The sequence below is a fragment of the Roseateles sp. GW821-FHT09G09 genome (genome assembly GCF_059415965.1).
The window spans coordinates 279972-298936 of the sequence record NZ_JBWKOG010000008.1 but is presented as its reverse complement, the minus strand read 5'-3'; the positions used below and the strand labels follow the sequence as shown (position 1 = coordinate 298936).

Below are 18965 nucleotides of genomic sequence, written 5' to 3'. Positions count from 1 at the left end.
TGCAAGACTCGCGGCGCCTCCCCAGCACCGGCCTCCCAAGGTCCCGCCCGATGTCTCTCAAACACCGTCTCGCCGTCGTCGCGCTCCTGTGCGGCGCCGTCTGTCTGCTGCCCACCGCGCAGCTCGGTTTCACTCTCCTCGACGCACTGCGCACCGTCAAGGCGCAACGCGCCGCGCTGCCCGCCAATCAGGCCTGGCAGCGTGTGATCGCCGATCTCGCCGACCACCGCATGGCCTCGGCCACCGCCTCCAGCCATCCCGAGCAGGCCGCCGCCCGCGACGCCGCCGCCACGAAGATCGACAAGGACTTCGCGGCCGTGCTCGCCGAGCTCGACGACGTGCGGCACGGCGACGCGCTGACCGATGAAGCGACGAAGATCCGCGATCAGTTCAAGGCGCTCCACGCCAAGGGCGTGAGTCAGATGCTCCAGGTCCAGGCGCCTCAGTACCGCGCGCTCTTCGATGCGATCTTCGATGCCGTCGCTCAACTGAATGCCCGCTCCGGGCTGCTGATGCAGCAGGACGGGGCGACCTACTTCAACGTCGTGGCCGGCCTGCAGGTCGCGCCGCAGTTGACCGACACGCTGGCCGAGCTCGGCGCGATCGGCGCCGCCGCCGCGGTCGACGACGTCGCCGCGGTGGGCAACGCTGCGGGACGTTACCGCGCGGACCTGCGCCAACTCAACGCTGCGCTGCGCCAGGCCGCCGTTGCGGACGAGGCCCACGCGGCCGATTACGCCGAGACGCTGCAGCGCGTCGCCCAGCAGCGCCAGGTGGTGCTGGAAGCGCTCGACGCGTCGGCGAAGGACGTGAACTACCCGCTCGACCAACTGGTCGCCACGCTGAAGAAGGGCGCGGTGCTGCAGTCGGAACTCTCGGCGCGCGTGATGGACACGCTGGCGCAACGGCTCGACGACAGCGAGTCCGCCGTCGCGCATCGCTTCCTGCTGACCACGATCGTCGTGATCGGCGGTCTGATCGCGATGGGCCTGGTGCTGTGGCGCACGCTGCTCGGCGTCTGGCGTCCGATCCACGAGGCGGAGACGCTGACCGAGCGCATCGCGCAAGGCGACCTGACCGCCGAGTCCTCGTGGCACACGAACGACGACCTCGGCCGGATGCTCGACGCGATCCGGTCGATGCGCGACCGGCTGCGCGGCCTGGTGACGCAGATGCAGGTCGCGTCGGGCGAGATCCACGGCGCCGCCGACGAGATCGCCTCCGGCAACCAGGACCTGAGCGTGCGCAGCGAACACGCCGCGGCGCGCGTGCAGGAGGCGTCGAGCAACGTGCAGCGCTTGTCGGAGACGCTGGACGGCACGGCGCAGGCGTCGGTCCGCACCCGCGGACTCGCCGATGAAGCCAGCGCCAGCGCGGCGGCCGGCGGCCGAATGGTGCAGGGCTTCGTCGAGACCATGAACTCGATCGGCGCGAGCTCGAGACGCATGTCGGAGATCGTGTCGGTGATCGACATGATCGCTTTCCAGACCAACATCCTGGCGTTGAACGCGGCCGTCGAGGCAGCGCGGGCGGGCGAGCAGGGCCGCGGTTTCGCGGTGGTCGCGGCCGAGGTGCGCAACCTGGCCAAGCGCAGCGCCGGCGCGGCGGGGGAGGTCAAGGTGCTGATCGGCGAATCGGTCGCGCGGGTCGAGCGCGGACAGGCCGAGGTGCAGGCCGCGGGCGCGGCCATCGCGGGCATCGAGCGCGGCATCGGCGCCGTCAGCGCCGAGATCGAGCGCATCGCCCACGAGGTGGCGGAGGAGGCCGTCAGCCTCCAGCAACTTCGCGGCACCTTCACCGACGTCGAACGCATGGTCCAGCAGAACGCGGCGCTGGTCGAGGAAGCCGCCGCGTCGGCCGCCTCGCTCAACGATCAGGCGGAACGGATGAACGAACTGGCATCGGCGTTCCGGCTGGGCTGAGCGAGGTCGCGAGCGCGCGGGCCGTGGTGCCCGCGCTGCCCGCGCTGCCCGCACCGGCAACCAGCCGGGCGCGGGCCTCGTCGAGCACGTCCACCAGTTCGGACGAGGCCACGTGCACCGCGAAGGCGGCCTGCGAGGCGCCGGGTTCGTCCGGCGTCTCGATGCCGACGGCGCGATCGACGCGCTCCGCATCGTGCAGCCATAGCGCGAGCCGGTAGGCGCGCTCGAGCAGCGCGGCCAGCTCGCAGCGTTCGTCGCGGAGCGGAGGGAGGCTCATAGACCGCGCCACAGGTTCGCCACGCCGAGCACGATGAAGACGACGAACAGCGCGCGCTGGAAGGTCGTGGGGCTGATCCTCGCCCGCACGGCGGCGCCGACGCCCAACCCGGCGAAGGCGGCGGCGAGCGCCACCAGCGAGGACACGGACATCACCGAACCGCTCTCGAACGAATGCAGCCGCGCGGCCAGCGACAGCGTCGCGACGGTGAAGGACAGGCCGAGTGCCTGGATCATCGTGTCCTTGTCCAGGCGCAGGGCCTGGAGGTAGGGCACCAGTGGCAGCGCGAAGACGGCGGTCGAGGCGGTGACGAAACCGGTCGCCAATCCGGCGGCCAGGCCGATCCACCACGCGTGCGGCGAGACCTGGGGGACGACGGGTTTCCACAGGCCCCAGCAGCCGTAGACGACGAGGATGACGCCCAGGGCGAAGCGCGCGTCGATGGGCGCGATCGAACTGAGATCCGGTCCCCACACCGTGGAGACGGCCATGCCGAGCCACACCGGCCACAGCGTCGCGACGATGCGGCGCCAGGCCGGCCCCTGGCACTGGGCGATGTTGGTGACGAGGGACGGCATCACCAGCAGCGCCGCCGCCTGCGCGGGGGCCATCCACAGGCCGAGCAGGCTCATGGCGACGGTGGGCAGGCCCATGCCGGTGACGCCCTTGACGCCGCCGGCCAGGACGAAGACGAGCCCGATGCCAAGCCAGGGCGCGAGCGCTGCGAAGGAGGTGAAAGCCATGCGGCGCATCTTCGAGGCGCGCCCGGAGGCTGTCGATCTCGATGTGCGGCGGATATCCTTCGCGTTCGCAAGAGGATGACCTCGAAGACCTGGATGGCCTCGATGACCGCACCGCGCTCCACCGCCCGCCCGATCGACTACCGCGTCGATCCCTTCGACCTGCAGCTGTTCGAGGCGGTCGTCGCGCAGGGATCGATCACCGCCGGCGCGGCGGCGATGAGCCTGTCGCTCGCCGCCGCGAGCGCGCGCCTCAAGAGCCTTGAGCACCGGGTCGGCGTGCGTCTGCTGGATCGTTCCAAGGCCGGCGTGGTGGCGACCGACGCGGGCCGGGCGCTGTCGCGCCAGGCCCGGCGGGTGCTGTCCGAGCTGGATTCGTTGCACATCGAAATGTCGGCCTTCGGCCGGGGATTGCGCGGCACGGTGCGCCTGCTCGGCAACACGGCGGCGCTGGTCGAGGCGCTGCCGCCGCGGCTCGGCCGCTTCCTCGCGGAGCATCCGGACATCGACGTCGAGCTGCAGGAGATGCCCAGCGACGCCGCGCTGCAGGCCTTGCGAGAAGGCGTCGCCGACGTCGTGATCGTCACGAACCACGTCGACACGACGGGGCTGACGGCGCGGCCCTGGGTGGAGGACGAGCTGGTCGCTTTGCTGCCGGCGGTCAAGCGCGGGCGGACGCCGAAGAGCGTGCGTTTCATCGAGCTGCTGGATCGTCCCTTCGTCGGCCTCGGCGCCGACGCCGGCCTGAGCCGTTACCTGCTGGCGCAGGCCGCGCGCAGCGGCCGCGTCCCGCATCACCGGGTGCGCGTGTCGGGCTTCGAGGCGATCGTCCGGCTCGTCGAAGCCGGCGCGGGCGTGGCGGTGATGTCGCGCAGCGCGGCCGAACGCGAGCGGACGGAGGGCGTCCACATCGCCCGCCTCGACGAGCCGTGGGCACGCCGCACGCTGATGCTGTGCCATTCGGCGCAGGCGCTGGAGCAGCCGGGCGTGATCGCGTTGGTGACGGCGTTGATGGCCGGTCAGGACTGACCATGTGCCCCTAGCTTCCCGATCGGGCGGCGCGGCGCGTTGCAGCTGCCCGCCGGCGCAGGCGCGCAGGCGGCCGAGGCGGATCGGGCGTCCGGCTTGCCAGGACGGTTATCGTTCCCGCTTTCCGCCCCGCCGCGCGCCTCATCGCCCATGTCCCAGCCCACCGCGTCCCGCCTGCCGCCGCTGTTCGTCGTTTTCAACCGCGCCTCCGGCCGTGGCGATCGGGATGAGGTCGGCCCCGCCGTGGAGGCGGCCTGTCGTGCGGCTGGCCGCGAGCTGCACCTGCTGCCCATCGAGGCGCCGGGCAAGCTCGCCGAGACGGCGCGCGACGCCGTGCGACGCGCTCGCGAGGTCGACGGCGTCGTCGTCGCGGCCGGCGGCGACGGCACGATCAACGGCGTCGTCCAGGAAGTGCTCGGCAGCGGCTGCGCCTTCGGCGTGCTGCCGCGCGGCACCTTCAACTACTTCGCCCGGACGCACGGGATCCCGTCCGACCTCGGCGGTGCGTTGCGCGTGCTGCTCCAGGAGCGGCCTTCGCCCGTCCAGGTGGGCCTGCTCAACGACCGGGTCTTCAACGTCAACGCGAGCATCGGGCTCTATTCGCAGTCGCTCGAGGACCGCGAGGTCTGGAAGCAGCAGTTCGGCCGCAGCCGGCTGATCGCCGTCGGCGCGGTGCTGGCGACGATCTTCCGGGGCCATCGCAGCCTCGGGCTCACGATCGAACTGCATGGCCAGCCGAGGCAGGTCCGCACGCCGACGCTTTTCGTCGGCAACAACGCGCTCCAGATGGAGCAGGTCGGCCTGCCGGAGGCGCAGGCCATCGATCGCGGCGAGCTGGCCGGCGTGATGCTCAAGCCGGTCGGGCGCTGGGGCCTGCTGAAGCTGCTCGCGCGCGGCGCGATGGGCAAGCTCGCCGAGGCGGACCAGATCGTCAACTTCCCCTTCACCCGCCTGACCGTGCGCAGCCGGCGCCTGGGCGCACGACGGGTGAAGGTCGCCACCGACGGCGAAGTGCTCTGGATGCGCCTGCCGGTGCGCTTCGAGGTCGCGCCGCAGCCGCTGATGCTGATCCGTCCGGAAGGACTGTCGGAAGAACGTCGGCAGGCCCAGGCCGCCGCCGGCATGAGCGGCTCGCCGGCCGTCAGGGCGGGCGCCACCGCTGCGGCCGACGCGAGCACGGAGTCCGGCGGATGACGGTCGTGCTTCAGATGTCCGATCCGCATTTCGGCACCGAGCGGCCGATGGCGGTGGGCGCCCTGGAGCGGCTGTGCGGCGAGCTGAAGCCCGACCTGCTGCTGATCACCGGCGACATCACCCAGCGCGCGCGGCCGATCGAGTTCTCGCGCGCGAAGGCTTTCGTCGAGAAGCTCGGCGTGCCGGCAATGCTGGTCATCCCCGGGAACCACGACATCCCGCTGTACGCGGTGGCCACGCGCTTGCTGCATCCGTATCGGCGCTATGAACGGGCCTTCGGACCCGCCCGGGACAGCGAGTTCGAGACCGACGACCTGCTCGTCGTCGCGCTCAACACCACGCGCCGCTACCGGCACACCAACGGCGAGGTGTCGGATGCGCAGATCGAGCGCACTGCGCATCGGCTCGCGCGCGCCACGCCCGATCAGGTGCGGCTCGTGGCGGTGCATCAGCCGGTGGCGGTCACGAAGGCGACGGATGTCACCAACCTGCTGCGCGGTCATGCCAAGGCGGTGCACCGCTGGGCCGAGGCGGGCGTCGACGCGGTGGTCGGCGGCCACATCCACTTGCCGTATGTGCTGCCGCTGCATGAGCGTCGGTCCGACCTGCCGCGCCCGGTCTGGGCTGTGCAGGCGGGCACGGCCCTGAGCGTCCGGGTGCGCGGCGGGATCCCGAATTCCGTCAACGTGATCCGGATCGGTCCGGCGCGCTCGGCCGTCGTCGAACGCTGGGACGTCGACGACACCGCGGGCCTCTTTCAGCGCGTGGGCTCGACGGCGCTCGCCTGACGCCCGACGCGTCTGCGGCGCGCCCAGCGCGCGAGCTCGATGCTCACGATCGAGACGGTGAGCCACGCGGCGCCGGAGGCGAACCCGGCCAGCACGTCGCTCGGGAAATGCACACGCAGGAAGATGCGGCTCGCACCGACCGAGAAGGCCAGCCCCGCCGCCGCGATCCAGGCCGGCACATGCCAGCGCCGTGGCAGCAGGCGGACGGCGAGGTAGGCGAGCATCCCCATCGCGATCACCGTGCCGGAGCTGTGGCCGCTGGGGAAGCTGAATCCCTGCTCGGTCAGCCAGTGGGTCGGGTGCACCGGGCGGGCGCGCTCGAAGATCTGCTTCAGCGTCGGATTGAGCGCGGCGTTGCCCAGCATCGCCAGCGCCCAGCCGAGCGCCAGACCGCGGCGGCGCAGGACGAGCAGCCCCACCGTCACCGCGATGCCGAGCGTGATCAGCGTCTCCCGGTTGCCGACGACCGTGATCAGGTAGAACGCCTGCAGCGCGAGGTCGGGCACGTGGTCGATCATCGCGACGATGAAGGCCTCGTCGAGCTGGCCCAGCGTCTGCTCGGTGTGGAGCTCCTCGGCGATCTCGGCGAACAGCACCGCGCCGCCGACGATGAAGGCGAAGCCGGCCGCCAAGCGCAGCAGCAGTGCGACCGGGGAGAGTGGTTCAGGCGCGGCGGCCTGCCCGCCGCGGTCCGGCAGCAGCGCGCGGGCGACGAGCCAGGTCGTGCCGGTCACCAGGACCAGCAGCGCGCCGTAGATCGCCAGCGCATGCGCGCCGGCGAAGTGGGCGGCGGCCAGGAGGGAGACGGGGGACATCCGTCGATTGTCAACTCAACATCCACGGGTATTTCTGCATCGACCTTCGATACAGCCATTCGAAGAGATCGACCGCCACGGAGGTCGACCTTGAAGGCGCTGGAGCAGATGGACGCTCACGCGGTCCGGGTGGGTGTCGAAGACCATCAGCTCCAACGCCCGCTTGTGATTGACGACGATCCGCGCCTCCTCGCTCCGATGCGCAGCCTCGGTCTGTAGTTGCTCTTCCAGCTTCAGAAGCGAGGCAGTCTCCGACAGCGTGAATCGGCAGCCTTCCAGCTTCGATGACGACCAGCAGAACTCCGTCAGGAATTCGGTCATGAGGGTCAGCGCGCCATCGAAGTGATGGGGGCCGTTCTCCCACCGCGCGGTCCGATGCAGCGTTTCAGCCAGGCTGGGCGGCAGCAGGGAATTGACGTTCGGCGTATAGGCGTCCAGGAACTCGCACCGGTCAATCAACTCGTCCATGTACTGCATCGTTGACCTCCCTCTTGAACAACAAGGCGTCGATGCTGCTCGGCGAAGGGCTTGACCTTGATCAAAACGCCGGGGGAGGGCGCCTCATCGTTCCCGGGTTTGACGGATCACGACTCGCGCACTCCCTTGCATTTGCTAGTCAGGCTGTCTCACGACACCCGGCTGCGGCTTCCGCGCGACAAAGAAAAAAGCCGGACCTCGCGGCCCGGCTTTTCCTTGCAGGAGGGACGCTGGTCAGGCGTCCTGAAGAAACTCAGTACATCATCCAGCCGTTGCGGGCGACGCGGCGCAGCGAGAAGGCCAGGTCCGGGCGCTCGGCCGACTGCTCGGCGGCGGCCTTCAGGACGGCTTCGCGCGGACGCAGCTCGATCGAGGCGTGGACGAATTCGACGACGGCGTTGCCGGCGCGCAGGACCAGGCCCACCAGACGTTCGCCGGCGGCGCTCGCGGTGCGAGCCCGGGCTGCGTCGGCAGCCATCACTTGGACATTCAGCGTGGTGGTGGTCATGGCGGTTCCCTTCTGAGGTGATGTTCGGCGGCGCTTGGCGGGGGGCCGTTGCGCCATGGACGTCATATTGCGGTTTTCACGTACGGCACGCCAATTGCACTTGGGAATCGCGTCATCACCGCCGGAAATGACCCGTGACGGAATTAGCATCCGGCCCATGAGCACCCCCCGCCCCGTCAACTTCCGGACGCTGGACCTGAACCTGCTGCGCGTCTTCGACGTGGTGATGGAGGAACGCCACGTCACCCGCGCCGCGCACCGGCTGGCCATCACGCAGCCGGCGGTCAGCAACGCCCTGAGGCGCCTGCGCGACGCCACGCACGAGGAACTGTTCATCCCCAGCTCCACCGGCGTCGAGCCCACGCCGCATGCCCAGTCGCTCTGGCCGGTCGTGCGGCGGGCCCTGTCCGCGCTGCAGCAGGCGCTGGAGCCGCAGGTCTTCGATCCGCGCGCCGCCGGCAACACCGTCAGCTTCACGCTGGCGATGGCGGACGCGACCGCCGCATTGGTCGTGCCGCAACTCAGCCGGCGTTTTCTCGAGGAGGGCATCCATGTCGGCCTGCGCGTCGTGCCGCTGACCACCCGCGATCCGCGGGAGCTGCTGGAACAGGGCTGGGCGGACCTCGCGATCGGCTTCTTCCCCGACCTGACCGAGCAGCTGCTGATCGAGGACGACAGCACCGCCTTCCGCCGCGAGGCGCTCTACGCGAGCCGCTACGTCTGCGTCATGCGCGCCGACCACCCGCTGGCCGAGCCCGGCGCGCTGACGCTGGACGCCTACTGCGCCGCGCAGCACCTGCGCGTGAGCTTCGCGGGCCGGGCGCACGGGTTCGTCGACGACGCGCTGGCGACGATCGGCCGCAAGCGGCGGGTGGCGATGACGGTGAACAGCTTCTTCACCGGCACGATGGCGGTGCAGCAGTCCGACCTGATCACGGTGCTGCCGGACAGCTTCGTGCCGGCGACCGGCTTCGCCGGCCAGCTCGCCTGCCGGAACCTGCCCTTCGCGCTGCGCGGCATCGACATCAGCCAGGTCTGGCACATCCGCGCCGAGCCCGACCCGGCGCAGCGCTGGCTGCGGCAGGTGATCGGGGAGATCTCCGACGTCATCGCCGCCGGCGCGCGGGCGCTGCCGCAGGCCGCGGCAGCCGCCTGAAGACAGCATGAAGACAGCATTAAGACAGCCTGAAGCCGCGGTCCGGCGTCACTCCCGGCCGGGACCCGGTTCTTCCTGTCGACCCTCGCAGCTTTTGACTTCTTCCGCCGGGCGGACGGCGCGCCTACATTGCGCGTCATTCCAGATGAGAGTCGTTCTCATCGACTCCCGAGAAAGAGACAGGACGATGCGCCGATCTGCCCCACCCTTCCGTTTCCAGCTTCGCGCGATCGGCGCCGCCGCGGCGGTCACGATGTCCGCCATCGCGCTGGTGCCAGGTGTTGCGCAGGCCAATGTGCCCGCCGGCGGCGAGCTCACGCTCTACACGACGCGCGAGGTCGCGCTGGTCCAGCCGCTGCTGTCTGCGTTCACGGCGAAGACGGGAACCCAGGTCAACACGGTGTTCGTGAAGGACGGGCTGCTGGAGCGCGTCAAGGCGGAAGGCGCGCGCTCGCCGGCCGACCTGCTGATGACGGTCGACGTCGGCAACCTGATCGACCTCGTCGAAGGCGGCGTGACGCAGCCGCTGAAGTCGGCCGAGGTCGAGGCGGCCGTGCCCGCCCACCTCCGCGCCGCGGACGGCCAGTGGACCGCGCTGTCGCTGCGCGCCCGTGTGCTCTACGCCGATCCCGCCCTGAAGACGGCCGCGATCCGCTACGAGGACCTGGCCGATCCGAAGTGGAAGGGCAAGGTCTGCACGCGCTCGGGCCAGCACCCCTACAACACCGCGCTGGTGGCGGCGATGATCGCGCACGACGGCGAGGCGAAGACCGAGCAGTGGCTGCGCGGCCTCAAGGCCAACCTGGGCCGCAAGCCGACCGGCGGCGACCGCGACGTGGCGCGCGACATCCTCGGCGGCATCTGCGATGTGGGCCTGGCCAACTCGTACTACGTCGGGCAGATGAAGTCGGCCAAGCCCGGCAGCGACGCGCGCAAGTGGGGCGACGGCATCCGGGTGCTGAAGCCGACCTTCGCGAAGGGCGCGGGCACCCACGTCAACATCAGCGGCGCGGCGCTGGCCAGGCATGCGCCGAACAAGGCGGCCGCGCAGGCGCTGATGGCGTTCCTCGTGTCCGAGCCGGCGCAGCAGCTCTACGCGCAGACCAACTACGAATACCCGGTGCGGGCCGGTGTCACGCTGGACCCGCTGATCCAGTCGGCGATCGGCCCGGTGAAGGCCGATGCGCTGCCGCTGACGGAGATCGCGCGCCACCGCAAGCAGGCCAGCCTGCTGATCGACAAGGTCGCCTTCGACCAGTGATCGCGTGAGGCGTCTCCTCGGCCGGCCGCGCGCGGTCAGCCCGTTGTGGCGCGCGATGGCCCTGGCCATCGCGCTCGTCGTGCTGGCGCCGCTGGGCGCGCTGGCCTGGACGGCGCTGGGCGCCGGGGCCGCGCATTGGGCCCATCTGGCCGAGCACGTGCTGCCGCGCGCCGCCGCGCAGACGGCGACGCTGCTGACCGGCGTCGGCCTGCTGACGGCGGTCGTCGGCACCGGCTGCGCGTGGCTGGTCACGCGCGTCGACTTCCCCGGCCGCACGGTGCTGCGCTGGGCCCTGCTGCTGCCCTTGACGGTGCCGACCTACATCGCGGCCTACAGCTACGTCGACCTCCTGCATCCGATCGGACCGTTCCAGGGCGCCGTGCGCGCGCTGCTCGGGGTCGAGTCGCCGCGCCAGTTCCGGCTGCCCGACGCCCGCTCGATGGGCGGCGCGGTGCTGGTGCTGTCGGCGGTCCTCTATCCCTATGTCTACCTGAGCATGCGCGCGATGTTCTCGACGCAGCCCGCCCGCTTGATGGAAGCGGCGCGGCTGCTCGGCGAAGGACCCTGGGGCGCCTTCCGGCGCGTCGCGCTGCCGATGGCGCGGCCTGCGCTCGCGGTGGGCGTGGGACTGGTGCTGCTGGAGGTGCTGAACGACGTCGGCGCCTCCGAGTTCCTCGGCGTGACGACGCTGACCACGACGATCTACACGACCTGGGTGACGCGATCGGACCTCGGCGCGGCCGCGCAGATCGCCTGCGCGATGCTGGCGATGGTGGCGCTGCTGGCCTGGCTGGAGCGGCAGGGACGACGCCGTCAGCGCGCCGGCAGCGTGCGCGCGATGCGGGCCGAGGCGCCGCGTCGGTTGCGCGGCGCATCGGCCTGGCTCGCGACCGCGGCGGCGTCCTTGCCGGTGCTGATCGGCTTCGTGCTGCCCGCCGGTCACCTGGCGGTGCTGGCCTGGAAGCGCGCGCGGGAAGGCCACGGCCTGTCGACCGAGGTTGTCTCGGGCGCGATGCATTCGGCGGGACTGGCCTTGAGCGTGACGGCGATCGCCGTGGCGGCGGGCCTGGTCGTCGCGTGGGCGGCCCGCTCGACGGGCGGCGCGGGACGTCCGCGCGCCTGGTGGCTGGGCAGCGCCGCGCTGGGGTATGCGGTGCCCGGCACGGTCCTGGCGATCGGCCTGCTGCCGCCCGCGCTGGCCGTCGACGGCTGGTTCGCCAACGCGGCGGGACTGCCCGGGCTGCCGCTGATGAGCCTCGGCGCGGTACTCGTCATGGCCTGCGCGATGCGCTTCCTCGCCTTGCCGATCGGCGGCATCGAAGCCGGCCTGGCGCGCGTGCCGGCGCCGCTGGAGCAGGTCGCCCGCTGCCTGGGCGAGACGCCGCTCGGCGTGTTGCGCCGCGTCCACCTGCCGCTGCTGCGCCCCGCGCTCACCGCGAGCGCCCTGCTGGTCTTCATCGACGTGATGAAGGAACTCCCCGCGTCCTTGCTGCTGCGGCCCGCCAACGTCGAGACGCTGCCGACGCTGCTCTACGCCGAAGCCGCGCGCGGCAGCTACGAGCACGGCGCGCTCGCGGCGCTGCTGATCGTCGCCGTCGGTCTGCCGGCGGTGCTGTTGCTGAGCAGGGAACAAGCCGCGATGAAGGAACCCCGATGACCACGCTCGCCCTCGAGGGTCTGCAGGTCCGCTACCCGGGCGCGGAAGACGCCGTGCTGAACGGGCTGTCGCTGACGCTGCCGCTGGGCGGCATCGCCTGCCTGCTCGGCCCGTCGGGTTGCGGCAAGAGCACCGCGCTGCGCGCGATCGCCGGCTTCGAGCCCTTGAGCGCGGGCCGGGTGTCGTTGGACGGCCGCGTGCTGTCCGGCCCCGGCGTCCACGTCGCGCCCGAGCAGCGCGGCGTCGGCCTGCTGTTCCAGGAGATCGCCCTGTTCCCGCATCTGACGGCGGCCGCCAATGTCGGCTTCGGCCTGCGTCGCCGGCCAGGTGCCGAGCGTGATCGCCGCGTGCGCGAGCTGCTGACGCTGGTCGGGCTCGACGCGCTGGGACCCCGCATGCCGCACGAGCTGTCCGGCGGTCAGCAGCAGCGGGTGGCGCTCGCGCGGGCGCTGGCGCCGTCGCCGCGCCTGCTGATGCTCGACGAGCCGTTCTCGAACCTCGACACGGCCACGCGGGACCGGCTCGTCGTCGAAGTGCGCGACATCCTGCGCTCGGCGGGCCAGACCGCGTTGATGGTCACGCACGACGCCGGTGAAGCCGAGGCGATGGCGGACTGGATCGGTGTGATGGCGGGGGGACGGCTCGTGGAATGGCGACCGACACGGATAGGCGCGCAGCGCATTGCAGCCATTGAAAGTTCCGTCGGGAAGCGGAGCATCGCGAGCTGCTTCAACACGGAGTTCCCATGCGACGCGGAATTGCTGGATGCCATGAGTATTCGATTGCCGGTGGCAAGGTGTGCCGGGCCTTCGTGCCGGCGCCGCTGCCGCCGCGTCCCTCGCTGATCCTCGACGCCGACCTGGAGGAGCGCCTGGATCGCGCCAACCTGGCGTTGGGGCGATTGGACGGCCTGTCGCTGCTCATGCCGGATCCCACCATCCTGCTGTACAGCTACATCCGCAAGGAAGCCGTCCTGTCGTCGCGGATCGAGGGCACGCAATCCTCATTGGCCGACCTGATGTTGTACGAGGCGGATGGCGCGCCCGGCGTGCCCGTGGACGATGTGCAGGAGGTGTCCTGCTACGTGTCGGCCCTGGAGCACGGGGTCGACCACCTGCACCGCGGGCTGCCGATCTGCACGCGGCTGATGAACGAGATGCATCGGCGCCTGATGACGCAGGGCCGGGGCATGGGGAAGGCCCCCGGGGAGATCCGTCGCACGCAGAACTGGATCGGCGGACCATCGGCGACGGACGCCAGCTTCGTGCCGCCTCCGCCGCATCGGCTCGCCCAGTGCCTGTCCGAGCTGGAGCGCTTCATCAACGGCCAGCCCGAGCGCTACCCGGCGCTCAGGAAGGCGGCGCTGACCCACCTCCAATTCGAGACCATCCATCCGTATCTGGACGGCAACGGTCGGCTCGGCCGATTGCTGATTCCCCTGATGCTCATGGCCGACGGGGTCCTGCGCGAGCCCGTGCTGTTCCTGTCGCTCTACTTCAAGGCGCATCGGAGCGATTACTACGAGCTGCTGCAGCAGGTGCGCGAGCACGGCTACTGGGAAGAGTGGTTGTGGTTCTTCGCGGGCGGCGTGCAGCTCGCAGCGGAGCAGGCGGTGAATCTGGCCCTGGCGATCACGCGGCTGTACACGACGGACGGCGTGCGCATCCGGCGTGAGGCCGCCCGCCACGAGGACGCCTTGCGCGTGCATCACGCGCTCTTCTGCCGGCCCGTGGCCCGGCGCGCCGACATCGCCGCCTTCAACGGACTGGACGTGGCCGCCATCGACCGCGGGGTGTCGGTGCTGGTGGATCTCGGCCTGATCCACCGGGCATGCGGAAGAGCCGGCGAGCCGATCTTCGTGTACACCGCCTATCTCGATCTGCTGAATCACGAAGAGACATGAGCTTCTTCCTCCGCCCCGCCGTCCCGGCCGACATCGCCGCCTGCATCGCCCTGCGCGGCCGCACGCGAGAGAACGCCGTGCCCGCGGCCCGCCTCGCGGAACTTGGCATCACCGAGGCCTCCTGGTCCGGCCAGGTCCGCGACGGCGAGCTGCCGGGCTTCGTCGCCGAGGCCGGCGGCGTGATGGCCGGCTACTGCTTCGGCGACGCCGGCAGCGGCGAGATCGTCGTGCTGGCGCTGCTGCCCGAGCACGAGGGCCACGGGCTCGGGCGCGCGCTGCTGGAACGCACGGTCGCGCACCTGCGCGGGCTGGGCCATCGGCGGCTGTTCCTCGGCTGCTCCGACAACCCCGCGCACCGTTCGCACGGCTTCTACCGCCGGCTGGGCTGGCGCCCCACCGGCGAGCGCGACGGCTTCGGCGACGAGGTGCTGGAATTGCCGCCCCCTTGAACGGAGCGGCTTCCCCTCGGTTTCTCTTGATGCGACCTTGATGCCGAACGGGCTACGCTCGGCCTGAGCGCTTCCGCATTCAAGAACAAGCGAGACATTCCATGCTCATCAACTGTGTCGCGTACCGCGACGGCCGCCGACTGGCCGATATCCGGCCGGAAGACATCAGCGACTACATCAAGCTGCCCGACTGCTTCGTCTGGGTCGCCTTGCGCGACGCGTCGTCGGAGGAGATCCTCGCGATGAAGGAGGAGTTCGACCTGCACGAACTCGCCGTCGAGGACGCGCTGCACGGCCAGCAGCGGCCCAAGGTCGAGGAGTACGGCGACACGCTGTTCGCCGTCATGCAGACCGTGCAGTTCACGCCCACCGACGAGCTCTGCACCGGCGAGGTGTCGATCTTCGTGGGCAACAACTTCGTGCTGTCGATCCGCAACCGCGTCGCGCAGAGCCTGCTGGGCGTGCGCGCTCGCGCGGAGAGGGAGCCGCACATGCTCAAGCGCGGTCCCGGCTTCGTGATGTACGCGATCATGGATGCGGTCGTGGACCGCTACTTCCCCGTCATCGAGGCGCTGGAGACCGAGCTCGAGGCCATCGAGGCCCACATCTTCGAACCCGGCGTCACGCGCGAGAACATCCGGCGCGTGTATGAGCTCAAGCAGCGGGTGACCGTGGTCAAGCATGCCGTGTCGCCCTTGCTCGACGCGGTCGGCAAGCTGGTGCGCGGCCGCGTGCCGCCGGTCTGCGAGGACACCCGGGAGTACTTCCGCGACGTCTACGACCACCTGGAGCGCATGCAGTCGGCGCTCGACTCGCTGCGCGATACCGCGACGACCGTCATCCAGGTCCATCTGTCGATGGCGGCCATCGAGGACTCGGAGACGACCAAACGCCTGGCGGCGTGGGCGGGGATCTTCGCGGCCGCGACCGCGTTCGCCGGGATCTGGGGGATGAACTTCGAGGTGATGCCGGAGCTCAAGTGGCGCTTCGGATATCCGGTCGCGCTCGGCGTGATCACCGCCACGTGCGGCGTCCTGTTCTGGCGCTTCCGCAAGGCCGGCTGGCTTTAGTCCTTGCTGCTCTGCGTGCAGAGACGCTTGCTCCCCCCAGCGCGCTGAACGTCTTACTCCCTCTCCCGCTTGCGGGAGAGGGCAGGGGTGAGGGCCAGCAGCGGTGGAAGTACGGAAGCCTGGGGTTGGTGGTGTGCGACGGCCGCTGGCCCTCACCCCCACCCTCTCCCGCAAGCGGGAGAGGGAGCCACCCGGTCCTCTGTCGATCGCCGGGGAGGTTTCAGGATCAAGTTCAGATCAGTTCAGATCAGTTTTGATCAGATCAGATCAGTTCAGATCAACGCGGCGATGGCTTCGCCCATCTCCGTGGTGTTGGCTGTCCCGCCCAGGTCGCCGGTCCGCGGACCCGACGCCAGCGTCTGCTCGATCGCCTTCAGGATCGCGTCATGCGCTTCCTGCTCACCCAGGAACTGCAGCATCAACGCGCCCGACCAGATCATCGCGACCGGATTGGCGATGTTCTTGCCGTAGATGTCCGGCGCGGAGCCGTGCACCGGCTCGAACAGCGACGGGAAGTTGCGCTCGGGATTCAAGTTGGCCGACGGCGCCAGCCCGATCGTCCCGGTCGTCGCCGGACCCAGGTCCGACAGGATGTCGCCGAACAGGTTGGACGCGACCACCACGTCGAAGCGGCCCGGCTGCAGCACGAAGCGCGCGCTGAGGATGTCGATGTGCTGCTTGTCCACGGTGACCGACGGATACCCGGCGCCGACGGCGTCCGCGCGCCCGTCCCACCACGGCATCGAGATCGCGATCCCGTTGCTCTTGGTCGCCACCGTGAGGTGCTTGCGCTCGCGGCTCTGCGCCAGCTCGAAGGCGTACTTCAGCACCCGGTCCGCGCCGAAGCGCGAGTAGACCGACTCCTGGATCACGATCTCGCGATCGGTGCCGGCGTACATCACGCCGCCGAGGTTGGTGTATTCGCCCTCGGTGTTCTCGCGCACGACGAAGTAGTCGATCTCGCCGGGCTTGCGGTTGGCCAGCGGGCAGGGCACGCCTTCGAAGAGCCGCACCGGACGCAGGTTGATGTACTGGTCGAATTCGCGACGGAACTTCAGCAGCGAGCCCCACAGCGAGATGTGGTCCGGCACCGTCGCCGGCCAGCCCACCGCGCCGAAGAAGATCGCGTCCTGGCCTTCCAGCTGGGCCTTCCAGTCGTCCGGCATCATCTGGCCGGTCTCGGCGTAGTAGTCGCAACTGGCCCAGTCGATGTGGGTGAAGTCGAACTGGATGCCGAAGCGCCTCGCGGCGGCGTCCAGCACACGCAGCCCTTCGGGCATCACTTCCTTGCCGATGCCGTCGCCGGGGATGACGGCGATCTTGTACGTCTTGCTCATGGTCGTGCTTTCAACGGAGATCAGGAGGCGCGCGGGATGCCGTCCGCTTGACGGGGCGGTTCACGCGCGGCGGTGCGTTCGATACGGTCAGTAAGGCGAGCCGGTCGGGGCCGGTTGCGGCGGGGCCAGGTCGAAGTCTGCCGCAAGGCGCCGCGTGGCCTGTGCGAGCAGCGTGACGTCGATGCCCACGGCGACGAAGGTCGCGCCCAGCGACAGGTAGCGGCGGGCCAGTTGGGCGTCGCCGGTCAGGGTGCCGGCGGCCTTGCCGCTGGCGACGATGGTGCGGATCGCGTCGTCGATCGCCGCCTGCACCTCGGGATGCGTGGGATTGCCGCGATGGCCCATCGAGGCCGCGAGATCCGCCGGTCCGATGAACACGCCGTCGACGCCGTCCACGGCGCAGATCGCCGCGAGGTTCTTCAGCGCCGTTGCGGTCTCCGCCTGGACCAGCACGCAGACCTCGTCGTCGGCCTCGTCCAGGTACTGGCGTCGCAGCCCCCAACGCGACGCACGCGCCACCGCGGCGCCGACGCCGCGCACGCCCAGCGGCGGATACCGCGTCGCGGCGACGACCGCCGCCGCCTGCCCGGCCGTGTCGATCATCGGCACCAGCAGCGTCTGCACGCCGATGTCGAGCAGCTTCTTGATGCCGTCCTTGTCCGCGTTGACCGCGCGCACCACCGGATGCGCCGGGTAGGGCGCCACCGCCTGCAGCTGCTGCAGCGTGCTGGTCAGCTCGTTGGGCGCATGCTCGCCGTCGATCAGCAGCCACTGGAAGCCGGCGGTCGCGCAGACCTCGGCGCTGTAGGCCTGCGCCATCGACAGCCACAGGCCGACCTGCGGCCGGCGCGCGGCCAGTCCCAGCTTGAAGGTGTTGGAGAAGTTCATGGATGCATTCGCTGGTGCGCTCGTCGATGCGCTCACGACAGGCCGCCCTGGCACACGTACTTGATGTGGAGGTAGTCGTCGAGCCCGTGCGTGGACCCCTCGCGGCCGTAGCCGGATTCCTTGACACCGCCGAAGGGCGCGGACTCGGCCGCGATCGCGCCCTCGTTGAGGCCCACGATGCCGCTCTCCAGCGCATCGGCGACGCGCCAGGCGCGGTCGATGTCCCGGGTGTAGAAGTAGGCGGCCAGTCCGAAGGGCGTGTCGTTCGCGGCGGCGACGACCTCGTCCTCGGCGTCGAAGCGGAACACCGGCACGACCGGGCCGAAGGTCTCCTCGTGCCAGAGCAGCATCGCCGTCGTCGCGCCGGTCAGCACGGTCGGGGCGAAGTAGTGGGGGCCGGTCGCCACCTCGTTGCGCACACGCTTGCCGCCGGTGACGACCCGGGCGCCGTGCGCGACGGCGTCGTCGACGTGGCGCTCGATCTTGTCCAGCGCGCGGGCGTTGATCATCGGACCGATCTGCGAGTCGCTGCGGCTGGCCGGCCCGACCTTCAACGCGCCGACGCGCGCCGCGAGCTTCTCGACGAACAGGTCGTGGATGCCCGCCTGCGCGAACACGCGGTTCGGGCACACGCAGGTCTGGCCGCCGTTGCGGAACTTCGCCGCCATCAGGCCGTCCACGGCCGCATCGACATCGGCGTCGTCGAAGACGATGAAGGGCGCGTTGCCGCCGAGCTCCAGCGACAGCTTCTTCAGCGTCGCCGCGGATTCCCGCGCCAAGTGCTTGCCCACCGGCGTCGAGCCGGTGAAGGTGATCTTGCGGACGCGCGCGTCGGCCAGCCAGACGTCGACGACCTCGGGCGTGCGCTCGCGCGAGGCGCAGACGATGTTGAGCACGCCGGGCGGCAGGCCGGCTTCGACGGCCAGCTCGACCAGCGCCAGCGAGGTCAGCGGCGTGTCCTCGGCGGGCTTGGCGACCACGGTGCAGCCGGCGGCCAGCGCCGGCGCGAGCTTGCGGGCGATCATCGCGGCGGGGAAGTTCCACGGCGTGATCGCGGCGACGACGCCGACCGGCTCGCGCAGCGCCAGCATGCGGCGGCCCTGGACCGGCGCGGGAATCACCTCGCCGTTGGCGCGCGTGGCTTCCTCGGCGAACCATTCGACGTAGCTCGCCGCATACGCGACTTCGGCGCGGCCTTCCGCGAGCGGCTTGCCCTGCTCCTGCGAGATCAGCGCGCCGAGGCGGTCCTGGTCGCGCAGGATCAGGTCGTTCCAGCGCTTGAGGATCGCCGCGCGCTGCCTGGCCGGCACCGCCCGCCAGCCCTCGAAGGCGGCATGCGCGGCGTCAACCGCGGCGAGCGCGTCCTCCGCGCGGCTGTCGGGGACGTCGGCGATGCGGCTGTCGTCGGCAGGATCGACGACCGGGAAGCGGTCGCCCGCGGCCGCGTCGCACCAGCGACCGGCGATGTGGTTCTGCGTCTTCATGGGGACCTCG

At 70.6% G+C, this 18965-nt stretch carries 19 protein-coding genes; 11 read left to right on the top strand and 8 right to left on the bottom strand.

Going from position 1 to position 18965, the window contains the following annotated elements:
* Positions 1 to 50 precede the first annotated feature (50 nt).
* Positions 51 to 1922 (top strand): methyl-accepting chemotaxis protein, encoded by a 1872-nt coding sequence (locus AC07O8_RS22315; RefSeq protein ID WP_495050123.1) that lies wholly within the window; start codon positions 51 to 53, stop codon positions 1920 to 1922.
* Here the strand turns inward: AC07O8_RS22315 and AC07O8_RS22310 are convergent.
* Together AC07O8_RS22310 and AC07O8_RS22305 are read right to left on the bottom strand one after the other, a co-directional pair.
* Positions 1867 to 2199 (bottom strand): hypothetical protein, encoded by a 333-nt coding sequence (locus tag AC07O8_RS22310; RefSeq protein ID WP_495050122.1) that lies wholly within the window; start codon positions 2197 to 2199, stop codon positions 1867 to 1869. The genes AC07O8_RS22315 and AC07O8_RS22310 overlap by 56 nt on opposite strands.
* The gene (locus AC07O8_RS22305; RefSeq protein ID WP_495050121.1) at positions 2196 to 2942 is read right to left on the bottom strand and encodes a sulfite exporter TauE/SafE family protein; all 747 of its coding nucleotides are present in this window, start codon (positions 2940 to 2942) and stop codon (positions 2196 to 2198) included. The genes AC07O8_RS22310 and AC07O8_RS22305 overlap by 4 nt, the downstream gene beginning before the upstream one ends.
* A 75-nt stretch (positions 2943 to 3017) precedes the next feature.
* On the opposite strand from AC07O8_RS22305, the gene AC07O8_RS22300 reads away from it, so the two are divergent.
* From AC07O8_RS22300 to AC07O8_RS22290, 3 genes are all read left to right on the top strand, one after another.
* The gene (locus AC07O8_RS22300; protein ID WP_495050120.1) at positions 3018 to 3968 is read left to right on the top strand and encodes a LysR substrate-binding domain-containing protein; all 951 of its coding nucleotides are present in this window, start codon (positions 3018 to 3020) and stop codon (positions 3966 to 3968) included.
* Positions 3969 to 4118: 150 nt separating this feature from the next.
* Positions 4119 to 5162, top strand: a complete 1044-nt coding sequence (locus tag AC07O8_RS22295) for a diacylglycerol/lipid kinase family protein (RefSeq protein ID WP_495050119.1) — start codon at positions 4119 to 4121, stop codon at positions 5160 to 5162.
* The gene (locus AC07O8_RS22290; protein ID WP_495050118.1) at positions 5159 to 5950 is read left to right on the top strand and encodes a metallophosphoesterase family protein; all 792 of its coding nucleotides are present in this window, start codon (positions 5159 to 5161) and stop codon (positions 5948 to 5950) included. The genes AC07O8_RS22295 and AC07O8_RS22290 overlap by 4 nt, the downstream gene beginning before the upstream one ends.
* Here AC07O8_RS22290 and AC07O8_RS22285 read toward each other — a convergent pair.
* The 3 genes from AC07O8_RS22285 to AC07O8_RS22275 form a co-directional block, all read right to left on the bottom strand.
* Positions 5920 to 6765: a phosphatase PAP2 family protein gene (locus AC07O8_RS22285; RefSeq protein WP_495050117.1), complete on the bottom strand. Its 846-nt coding sequence runs from the start codon at positions 6763 to 6765 to the stop codon at positions 5920 to 5922. The genes AC07O8_RS22290 and AC07O8_RS22285 overlap by 31 nt on opposite strands.
* A gap of 15 nt (positions 6766 to 6780) precedes the next feature.
* Positions 6781 to 7242 carry a hypothetical protein gene (locus AC07O8_RS22280; protein ID WP_495050116.1) on the bottom strand — a complete coding sequence of 154 codons (462 nt, stop codon included), beginning with the start codon at positions 7240 to 7242 and terminating at the stop codon, positions 6781 to 6783.
* Between the two features lie 253 nt (positions 7243 to 7495).
* Complete coding sequence (locus tag AC07O8_RS22275; RefSeq protein ID WP_495050115.1) at positions 7496 to 7750, bottom strand: hypothetical protein; 255 nt, start codon at positions 7748 to 7750, stop codon at positions 7496 to 7498.
* A gap of 157 nt (positions 7751 to 7907) precedes the next feature.
* On the opposite strand from AC07O8_RS22275, the gene AC07O8_RS22270 reads away from it, so the two are divergent.
* The 7 genes from AC07O8_RS22270 to corA all read left to right on the top strand — a co-directional run bounded on the left by AC07O8_RS22270 (position 7908) and on the right by corA (position 15246).
* Positions 7908 to 8906, top strand: coding sequence for a LysR family transcriptional regulator (locus tag AC07O8_RS22270; protein ID WP_495050114.1), 999 nt, complete (start codon positions 7908 to 7910; stop codon positions 8904 to 8906).
* A 187-nt stretch (positions 8907 to 9093) separates the two neighbouring features.
* On the top strand, positions 9094 to 10167 hold the full coding sequence (locus AC07O8_RS22265) for an extracellular solute-binding protein (protein WP_495050113.1): 1074 nt from the start codon (positions 9094 to 9096) through the stop codon (positions 10165 to 10167).
* A gap of 55 nt (positions 10168 to 10222) precedes the next feature.
* The gene (locus tag AC07O8_RS22260) at positions 10223 to 11824 is read left to right on the top strand and encodes an ABC transporter permease (RefSeq protein WP_495050142.1); all 1602 of its coding nucleotides are present in this window, start codon (positions 10223 to 10225) and stop codon (positions 11822 to 11824) included.
* Positions 11821 to 12669: an ABC transporter ATP-binding protein gene (locus tag AC07O8_RS22255; protein ID WP_495050112.1), complete on the top strand. Its 849-nt coding sequence runs from the start codon at positions 11821 to 11823 to the stop codon at positions 12667 to 12669. Before AC07O8_RS22260 ends, AC07O8_RS22255 begins: the two co-directional genes overlap by 4 nt.
* Positions 12621 to 13727, top strand: coding sequence for a Fic family protein (locus AC07O8_RS22250; protein ID WP_495050111.1), 1107 nt, complete (start codon positions 12621 to 12623; stop codon positions 13725 to 13727). The genes AC07O8_RS22255 and AC07O8_RS22250 overlap by 49 nt, the downstream gene beginning before the upstream one ends.
* Positions 13724 to 14176: a GNAT family N-acetyltransferase gene (locus AC07O8_RS22245; protein WP_495050110.1), complete on the top strand. Its 453-nt coding sequence runs from the start codon at positions 13724 to 13726 to the stop codon at positions 14174 to 14176. Before AC07O8_RS22250 ends, AC07O8_RS22245 begins: the two co-directional genes overlap by 4 nt.
* A 101-nt stretch (positions 14177 to 14277) precedes the next feature.
* Entirely contained in the window at positions 14278 to 15246 is a 969-nt protein-coding gene (gene corA / locus AC07O8_RS22240; RefSeq protein ID WP_495050109.1) for a magnesium/cobalt transporter CorA, read from the top strand.
* Positions 15247 to 15518: 272 nt separating this feature from the next.
* Here the strand turns inward: corA and AC07O8_RS22235 are convergent, their stop codons facing one another.
* From AC07O8_RS22235 to AC07O8_RS22225, 3 genes are all read right to left on the bottom strand, one after another.
* Positions 15519 to 16583, bottom strand: coding sequence for a tartrate dehydrogenase (locus AC07O8_RS22235; protein WP_495050108.1), 1065 nt, complete (start codon positions 16581 to 16583; stop codon positions 15519 to 15521).
* Positions 16584 to 16670: 87 nt separating this feature from the next.
* A complete protein-coding gene (gene hpaI, locus AC07O8_RS22230) occupies positions 16671 to 17471 on the bottom strand; it encodes a 4-hydroxy-2-oxoheptanedioate aldolase (RefSeq protein WP_495050107.1) in 801 nt (266 codons plus the stop codon).
* A 32-nt stretch (positions 17472 to 17503) separates the two neighbouring features.
* Positions 17504 to 18955 (bottom strand): NAD-dependent succinate-semialdehyde dehydrogenase, encoded by a 1452-nt coding sequence (locus AC07O8_RS22225; RefSeq protein ID WP_495050106.1) that lies wholly within the window; start codon positions 18953 to 18955, stop codon positions 17504 to 17506.
* Between the last annotated feature and the right edge of the window lie 10 nt (positions 18956 to 18965).